This is a genomic window from Streptomyces aureus (assembly GCF_001418135.1).
GTDB lineage: Bacteria > Actinomycetota > Actinomycetes > Streptomycetales > Streptomycetaceae > Streptomyces > Streptomyces aureus_A.
In genome coordinates this window covers 1-7,902 of sequence record NZ_LIPQ01000045.1, presented here as the reverse complement: position 1 = coordinate 7,902, position 7,902 = coordinate 1, and the positions used below count along the sequence as shown (strand labels likewise).

At 73.0% G+C, this 7,902-nt stretch carries 7 protein-coding genes; 2 read left to right on the top strand and 5 right to left on the bottom strand.

Annotation, left to right across the window (positions count from 1 at the left end; translation table 11 throughout):
- The coding region (locus AOK00_RS05340) for a PepSY-associated TM helix domain-containing protein (protein WP_055599156.1) at positions 1–1,358 on the top strand (1,358 nt) is incomplete at its 5' end.
- A gap of 13 nt (positions 1,359–1,371) precedes the next feature.
- Here AOK00_RS05340 and AOK00_RS05335 read toward each other — a convergent pair.
- The 4 genes from AOK00_RS05335 to AOK00_RS05320 all read right to left on the bottom strand — a co-directional run bounded on the left by AOK00_RS05335 (position 1,372) and on the right by AOK00_RS05320 (position 6,144).
- Entirely contained in the window at positions 1,372–1,920 is a 549-nt protein-coding gene (locus AOK00_RS05335; protein ID WP_055599155.1) for a winged helix-turn-helix domain-containing protein, read from the bottom strand.
- 427 nt (positions 1,921–2,347) lie between these two features.
- A complete protein-coding gene (glnII, locus tag AOK00_RS05330) occupies positions 2,348–3,379 on the bottom strand; it encodes a glutamine synthetase (RefSeq protein WP_055599154.1) in 1,032 nt (343 codons plus the stop codon).
- Positions 3,380–3,517: 138 nt separating this feature from the next.
- Positions 3,518–4,738, bottom strand: a complete 1,221-nt coding sequence (locus AOK00_RS05325) for an ARPP-2 domain-containing protein (RefSeq protein ID WP_055599153.1) — start codon at positions 4,736–4,738, stop codon at positions 3,518–3,520.
- Positions 4,735–6,144, bottom strand: a complete 1,410-nt coding sequence (locus AOK00_RS05320) for a hypothetical protein (protein ID WP_254047248.1) — start codon at positions 6,142–6,144, stop codon at positions 4,735–4,737. Before AOK00_RS05320 ends, AOK00_RS05325 begins: the two co-directional genes overlap by 4 nt.
- 220 nt (positions 6,145–6,364) lie before the next feature.
- Between AOK00_RS05320 and AOK00_RS05315 the strand changes: the two genes are divergently transcribed.
- Positions 6,365–7,369: a Gfo/Idh/MocA family protein gene (locus AOK00_RS05315; RefSeq protein WP_079041849.1), complete on the top strand. Its 1,005-nt coding sequence runs from the start codon at positions 6,365–6,367 to the stop codon at positions 7,367–7,369.
- Here AOK00_RS05315 and AOK00_RS05310 read toward each other — a convergent pair.
- On the bottom strand, positions 7,288–7,902 hold a 615-nt coding region (locus tag AOK00_RS05310; protein WP_159041685.1), incomplete at its 5' end, for an aminotransferase class I/II-fold pyridoxal phosphate-dependent enzyme. The genes AOK00_RS05315 and AOK00_RS05310 overlap by 82 nt on opposite strands.

Here is a 7,902-nt window from a genome sequence, read left to right as displayed (position 1 = left end):
CGCAGAAGGCGGGAACCTGGAGCGCCCTCCGCCCCCTCGTCCTCCGCCTCCACTTCTACGCGGGCGTGCTCGTCGCCCCGTTCCTCCTCGTGGCCGCCGCGAGCGGTCTGCTCTACGCGCTCTCCTTCCAGGCCGAGAAGGTCGTGTACGCGCACGAGCTCGAGGTCCCCGTCGGCGAGACGACCCTGCCGCTCTCCCAGCAGGTGAACATCGCCCGCAAGGTCAACCCGAACGGCACCGTCACCGCAGTCTGGCCCGGCGCCGAACCCGGCGCGACGACCCGCGTCCTGATGGCCGACCCGGACGTCCCCGAGGACACCTCACTGGCCGTCTTCGTGGACCCGTACACCGGGGACGTACGCGGGCAGCTGCCCAGTTACGGAAGCTCCGGCGCCCTCCCGCTGCGCACCTGGATCGACGGTCTGCACCGCGATCTGCACCTCGGCGAGACCGGCCGCAACTACAGCGAACTGGCGGCGAGCTGGCTCTGGGTCATCGCCCTCGGCGGTCTCCTGCTGTGGCTGGGCCGGCGCAGGAGGAACCGCCGCGCCCTGTTCGTGCCGGAGGGCGGCCCGGCCTCGCGCCGCCGCACGCTGTCCTGGCACGGCTCGGTCGGCCTGTGGGCGGTGACCGGACTCGTCCTGCTGTCGGCGACGGGCCTGACCTGGTCGCGGTACGCGGGCGAGAACATCGGCGTCGTCCAGGACGGCCTCGGCGGCGCGACGCCCACGCTCACGGCGACCGTCGGCGGCGCGGCCGGCGGCTCCTCGGAACACGAGGGCCACGGCGGCGGCCACACCGGCGGCACCACCGCCCAGGGTCCGGACATCGGCCTCGACAAGGCCCTGGAGACGGCCCGCGCGGCCGGCATCGACAGCCCGAAGATCTCGGTGATCCTGCCGAGCGAGGGCAAGGGGTACGTGGTCAAGGAGACGGACGCGCAGTTCCCGCTCCAGCTGGACTCGGTGGCGGTGAACCCGGCGGACGGCGCGGTCGTCGACCAGCTCCGCTTCGCCGACTACCCGCTCCTCGCGAAGCTCACCCGGATAGGCATCGACGCGCACACGGGCGTGTTCCTGGGCCTGTTCAACCAACTGGCCCTCGCGGTCCTGGCGCTCGCCCTGATCCTGCTGATCCTGTGGGGCTACCGGATGTGGTGGCTGCGCCGCCCGGGCCGCCCGGCGGCCCGCGGGGCCTGGCGGAAGGTCCCGGTGACGATGCTGCTCCCGCTCCTCGCGGGGACGGCCGTCGTGGCGTGGTTCGTCCCGCTGCTCGGCATCAGCCTGCTGCTGTTCCTGACCGTGGACCTCGCCCTGGGACTGGTGTCCAGGGCGAGGGGCAGGGCGCGGACGAGCTGACCCGACTACCCGGTCAGGGCGTGTACTTGTAGCCGACCCGCCGCACGGTCTGGATCGTGTGGCGGTGCTCGGCGCCCAGCTTCCGCCGCAGCCGGGCCACGTGCACGTCGACGGTGCGTCCGTCACCGACGTGGCCGTACCCCCACACGGTGGTGACCAACTGGTCGCGGGTGTGGACCCGGTGGGGGTGCGCCACCAGATGGGCGAGCAACTCGAACTCGAGATATGTCAGGTCGAGCGCCTGCCCGTCGACGACGGCGATCCGCTGGACGCCGTCGATGGCCACCGGCCCCTGGTCCTCCACCGCGGCGGCGACGGGCGCGGGAGCGGCGACGGGCAGCCGCGGCTGCTGATCGGCCGGTACGAGCACGAGGTACCCGACCATCGGCGGCCGGCCCGGCAGCGTCGGCAGGGTGTGCGGGGGAGCGGGCAGCAGGGTGGCACCCGGCGGCAGGAAATCGGCGACCTGCGCGAAGTCCACGACCTCGTTGGGATCGACGGCACGCAGCCGATGACGGCCGGGACGAACGGCGGTGGGGGTGCTGTGAGCGGTCTGGGCCATGGGAAGTCAGCTCTTTCGCGCGGAGGAACGGACGGACAGGAGTCGTACGTCATACGTCGTGCGCGTCGGCCGAAGGCCGTGGATCGGACCGTACCGATCGGGGCTTTAGAGGGCCGACGCGTTCCTCGCGCGGCAACACACCCGGTCGAAGTCGTGATGCTGCCGGGAAGGCCAGAACGGCTCGAGGTCGTGACGACCCGTCGCGGTGTCGTTCTGTGTGATGGCCATTTCCCTATTGAACCAGAAGGGAATCCCTCCGACGACCCCTTCGCCGGCCAAACCCCGTGTCGTCCTTCCCACATGCCGGGAGAACCACCCGGGTCCGTACGCCGGGAGGTACACCGGATCCGGCCGGAAGGAACCCGGCACGAACGCCGAGAGGCGCCCACCGGGAAAGGTGGGCGCCTCTGGCGTGAAGACGTGCGGATCAGACCTGGCCGGCCTTCGCGAGGGCCTCGCAGCAGGTGTCCACCAGGAGGCGGGTCACCGTGTACGGGTCCACGTTCGCGTTCGGGCGGCGGTCCTCGATGTAGCCCTTCTGGTCCTGCTCGACCTGCCACGGGATGCGAACCGAGGCGCCGCGGTCCGAGACGCCGTAGGAGTACTGGTCCCACGGGGCGGTCTCGTGCAGACCCGTCAGGCGGTCGTCGATGCCGGCGCCGTAGTTCTTGACGTGGTCGAGCGGCTTCGAGCCCTCGCCGAGGGACTCGGCGGCGGTGATGATCGCGTCGTAGCCCTCGCGCATCGCCTTCGTCGAGAAGTTGGTGTGCGCGCCCGCGCCGTTCCAGTCGCCCTTCACCGGCTTCGGGTCCAGCGTCGCGGAGACGTTGAAGTCCTCGGCCGTGCGGTACAGCAGCCAGCGGGCGATCCACAGCTGGTCGGAGACCTCCAGCGGCGCCAGCGGGCCGACCTGGAACTCCCACTGGCCCGGCATGACCTCGGCGTTGATGCCGGAGATGCCGAGACCGGCCTTGAGGCAGTTCTCCAGGTGCGCCTCGACGATCGGGCGGCCGAAGATCTCGTCCGCGCCGACGCCGCAGTAGTAGCCGCCCTGGGCGGCCGGGAAGCCGTTGACCGGGAAGCCGAGCGGGCGGGTGCCCTCGAAGAAGGTGTACTCCTGCTCGATGCCGAAGATCGGCTCCTGAGCGGCGTACTTCGCGGCGACCTCGGCCAGCGCGGCACGCGTGTTGGACTCGTGCGGCGTCATGTCCGTGTTGAGGACCTCGCACAGCACCAGGACGTCGTCGCCGCCGCGGATCGGGTCCGGGCAGACGAAGACCGGCTTGAGGACACGGTCCGAGGCGTGGCCCTTGGCCTGGTTCGTGCTGGAACCGTCGAAGCCCCAGATCGGCAGCTCGCCGAGCGTGGCGCCCCCGCTCACGATGATCTTCGTCTTCGAACGAAGCTTCGCGGTCGGCTCGGTGCCGTCGATCCAGATGTACTCAGCCTTGAAGGTCACGGGCCTCATCCTTTGGGCGTGCTGCTGCGGGTGTCGCGGCGGCTCGCGGCGCTGCGAGAAGCTGCGGTGTCTGTGTCCGGTCGCAGCTTCGCAACACGGGATTTCCCGTCGGTTGCCCGAATGTGAACCCCGTGTTACTCAGCTTTCCTGATTTTCACGGAGCCGCTGTGCGACGGAGTGCTCGTTCAGGAACGTGCCGAGACCCGCGCTGCGGACACGCCGTACGACCTCCGCGTACGAGGTCCCCAGAGCCTCCGCGGTCCGCCCCAGGTGCCACTCGCAGTCGGCCAGCCGCCGCAGCAGGTACCCCTTCCGGATCTGGTTCTCCGAGAGCCGGAACGTCTTCAGATAGGCCGTCCGCCCCTTGCGGTCGGTGATCAGCTCCCCGATGTGCTGCTCCCGCCCGCCCCGCTCGAACGGCGGCAGGAACCGGTACAGATCGAACGGACCGGCCCGGTAGGCCCGCTCGAAGGCGTACGAGGTCTCCAGGAGGTCCCGCGCCATGATCCCGTCGTGCGCCACGGCCCAGGCCCGCTCCTGCTCCCGCGCCGCCGCCCGCAGGTCCGCGAGGGTACGGATGCCACCGGCCCCGTCCCGGATCCGTGCCGTGAACTCGGGCACCGGGCCGCCGTAGTACGCGTACTGGTGCACCAGCTCCCCGTACAGGTCCTCGACGAGCGTCGGGTGCAGCGGACGGTAGTCGTCCGGGTGCGGCACCACGAAGGCCGCGGCCAGCGCGTCGGCCACGTACAGGAGCAGCCCGCACTGGCCCGGGTGGACCTCGAAGATCCGCAGCGCCTCCGTGAGCCCGGGCACGCTCCACCCCGCGTACGCAGCCTCGGCGCGCGGCGAGAGGCCGTGCCGGACCGCCTCGCGGGACCACTCGTCCCAGACGGTCGAAGGACCGCCGAAGTGCAGCGCGAGATAGCCCTCCAGGGCGAGGTGCAGCGGCAGGAAACGGAGCCGCGACTCGGCGCGCCCGTCCTTGTCGCGCCGCCGCTTGGCCATCCGGTGGATCCGGCGCACGGGCACGCAGTCCGGCGCCTCGTCGCGGCCCCCGTTTCCGCGCCCGCCGCCTCCGCCACCGAGCCGGGTCCCGTACGCGGCGGACTCCCGGCCCGCCCCCGGCACCGGGGCCGAGTCGGACCCCGCTCCGGTCCAGTCGGCGACGAACCCGTGCGGGACGTACGAGGTGTAGGTGGTGCGGTCGGGCAGGTCCACCGCGCCGAGACCGCCGTACACCTTCCGGTGCAGCCGCAGCCCGGGAACCGGCTCGGCCCGCACCAGCGGCACCAGCCGTACCCCGCCCCACACCTGCGCGGGCCGGACGTCGAGCCCGGTCAGATCGATCCGGGTCATGCCCGTCCCCCTTCCTCCGCCGCCTTCAGGAACAGCTCCACCCGCCGGTCCAGATAGGCCCGCAGCTCCGCGAACCCCGTCCGCCCCTCGGCGAACTGCGCGATCTCCACCAGCGCCGCCAGGTCCTCCGCGTCCCGGATGCCGGCGGCCGGCACGCTGGGGGCGAGCCGGCGTACGTCGAAACCCTGCGCGTCGTATACGGGGTTCAGGTGCACCACGCTCGTCCGGCGCTCCGGATCCAGCCGCGACCGCCACACCCGCAGCACCTCGCCCGCGAGCCCCGGCGGGGCGTTGTCCCAGCCGTCCGAGACGATCACGAGCCGGTCCGGCCCGGTCTCCAGACCGTCCAGGATCCGCAGGCCCAGCGGAGTCGGCCCGTACGGCCGGACGAGCAGCGGGTCGTCGCCGCCCGAGGTCCAGAGCGGCGTGTACGCCCCCGGCGCCGCGAGGGCCTCCAGGAGGTGGTGGCAGCCGAGCGCGACGGCCAGCGGGCGCCGGCGCTTCACCGCGGAACCCGAGGAGGAGAAGCTGTCGTCGAGCACGGCCGTCACCCGCCCCCAGCTCCCCGCGTACGGTCCCGCCGCGCGCCGGGCCGCGGCCCGCAGCGCGCCCGTCAGCTCGGCCCGCCGCTCCACGCGCTCGCCGAACGGCAGCGAGAGGACGTAGAGGGCGAGCCGGGTCAGCGGCATCACGGACAGATCGGCGGCCCGCTCGGTCCTGAGCTGTTCGAGCCGGGTCATCCGGGGCGCGATCCGCTCCAGGAACACCGCGCGCGGTACGCCGTGCCGGGCGGCGAAACCCTCGGCGACCGTGAACGGCAGCTCGTACAGCGCGCCCTGCTCGTAACGGGCGCGGCGGAACGCGTCGAGCGTCGGGTTCTCGTACCGGACGCGGCTTCCCGGCGCGAAGAGGAAGTCCCCGGTCTCGGCGTCGGGCAGCCGCCCGTGGACGTGCCGGAGGGCGGCCTTCAGACCGCTCCGGTACTTCACCGCGTCCAGGGCGGGATCGGGGCGGGTCGCCAGCCACGCGCGCACGATCGCGCGCGTACGCCGGTTGTTGACCCCGGCGGCGCGCAGCACGCGGAACAGCCGGTAGACCCGCGGCGGCGGCAGCATCGCGAGCCGCGCCCCGATCAGCCGCCCCTCGGCCCGCTTCTCCTCGGGGCCGCCCGCCTCGTCGGCGGTGCGCAGGAGCTGCTCGACGACGAGGGCGGCGTTGTGGTGGTTGATGTCGAGCGCGAGGGCCGCGGCGTACACGGGCCGGTAGTTGACCCGTACGTACTCGTGGACGAAGCGGAGCGAGAACCGCTGCTCGGCGGCGGAGGAACGGAACTCGCGCTGGCCGGTGGCGGTCACGGCGGCGTTGACGAAGAGGAGCACGTCCTCGGCGGCGACGAGCTCGGACAAGGTTCTCTCCTTCTCGTACCGCGTGGGTGCCGGCCGGGGAATGAGGGCACGAACAGCGAAGACGTTGCTTCAGAGGCAGGTTCCGGAAGTCGCACCGAAGTCCCGCGGCCGGCCCGGAAACGCTAACACCGGGCGGGGGGAGGGACGCGAGCGGATTTCGGGGAAGGCCGCGAGCAGCCCGGGGAGGCCCGTTGTCGGACCCACCCGGCAGACTGGGGGCATGGCGAAGCAGCTGGGCACGAAGCCCCGTATCGGACTCCTCGGCACCGGCCCCTGGGCCGGTCGCACGCACGCGCCCGCGCTTGCAGGGCATCCGGGGATCGAGTTCAGCGGGGTGTGGGGCAGACGCTCCGAGGCGGCGGCCGCGCTCGCCGCCGGCTCGGGCACGCGCGCGTACGACGACGTGGACGCGCTCTTCGAGGCCAGCGACGCCGTCGCGCTCGCGCTCCCGCCGGACGTCCAGGCGCCGCTGGCGGTCCGGGCCGCGGAGGCCGGCTGCCATGTCCTCCTCGACAAGCCGGTCGCGACGACGGTCGCGGGGGCGCGGGAGGTGGCCGATGCGGTGGAGGCCGCGGGAGTGGCCTCGGTGGTCTTCTGCACGCTCCGCTTCGCGGAACCGACGGCCCGCTGGATCGAGGAACAGACGGCGGTCGGCGGCTGGTTCCTGGGCGAGGCGCACTGGCTGGGCTCGCTCTACGGGACCGGTTCGAGCAGCGAGTACGCGGCCTCCCCGTGGCGCCGTGAGAAGGGCGGCCTGTGGGACGTGGGCCCGCACGTCCTGTCGGTCTACCTCCCGGTCCTCGGAGACGTCACGGAGATCACCGCGGCGCGGGGCCCGGCGGACACCCACCACCTGGTGCTCCGGCACACCTCGGGCGCGAGCAGCACCGCCACCCTCACTCTCAGCGCCCCGCCGGAGGCGTCGGGGGCGGCCCTCACCCTGTACGGCACCGGGGGCCGGGTCGCACTGCCCCGCTGGGACGGGGCGGTGGGAGCGTTCGGCGGAGCGGTGGACGCGCTGATCGGCTCGGCCCGCACGGGCGAGCCCGATGCCTGCGACGCCCGCTTCGGCCTCCGCCTCACGGAGATCCTGACGGCGGCGGAGGAGATGACGGCGGAGGGCACGGCGGCGGAGGGTGTCCTTCAGGACCCGAGTGCCTCCGACAGCCCTTCGCACAGCGCCTCCAGCGCACGCGGGTACAACCGCTCCGGCGGCGTGGCGTAACCGACGACCAGGCCGTCCGGACGGGCCGGGCCGTCCGGTTCGGCCGGATCGGCCGGGTCTCCGGCGTCGGGATGGCGATAGGGGGCCAGGCCCTCCACCGCGACCCCGCGCCGGGCCGTCGCGGCGAGGGCCGCCCCTTCCGTGCCGGCGGGCAGTTCCAGGACGGCGTGCAGCCCGGCGGCGATGCCCGTCACCCGTACCGCCGGGACCCGTTCGGCGAGCAGCGCCGTCAGCCGGTCGCGCCGCCCGCGGTGCCGCTGGCGCATCCGCCGGACGTGTCGGTCGTACGCGCCGGAGGCGATGAGGTCCGCGAGGGTGAGCTGGTCCGTCGCGGAGGCGTACGGCTCGCGTTGGCCCTTCGCCGCGACCACCGGGTCCACCAGCGCGGACGGCAGGCACATCCAGCCGATCCGCAGGGCGGGGGAGAGGCTCTTGCTGACGGAGCCGATGAGGACGGTCCGTTCGGGGTCGAGGCCCTGGACGGCGCCCACGGGTCGCCGGTCGTAGCGGAACTCCCCGTCGTAGTCGTCCTC

Bases quoted from the DNA above. Each gene is read 5' to 3' on its own strand.
- AOK00_RS05315 (WP_079041849.1), top strand. From the start codon at position 6,365: ATGGCGAAGCAGCTGGGCACGAAGCCCCGTATCGGACTCCTCGGCACC.
- AOK00_RS05325 (WP_055599153.1), bottom strand. From the start codon at position 4,738: ATGACCCGGATCGATCTGACCGGGCTCGACGTCCGGCCCGCGCAGGTG.
- AOK00_RS05335 (WP_055599155.1), bottom strand. From the start codon at position 1,920: ATGGCCCAGACCGCTCACAGCACCCCCACCGCCGTTCGTCCCGGCCGT.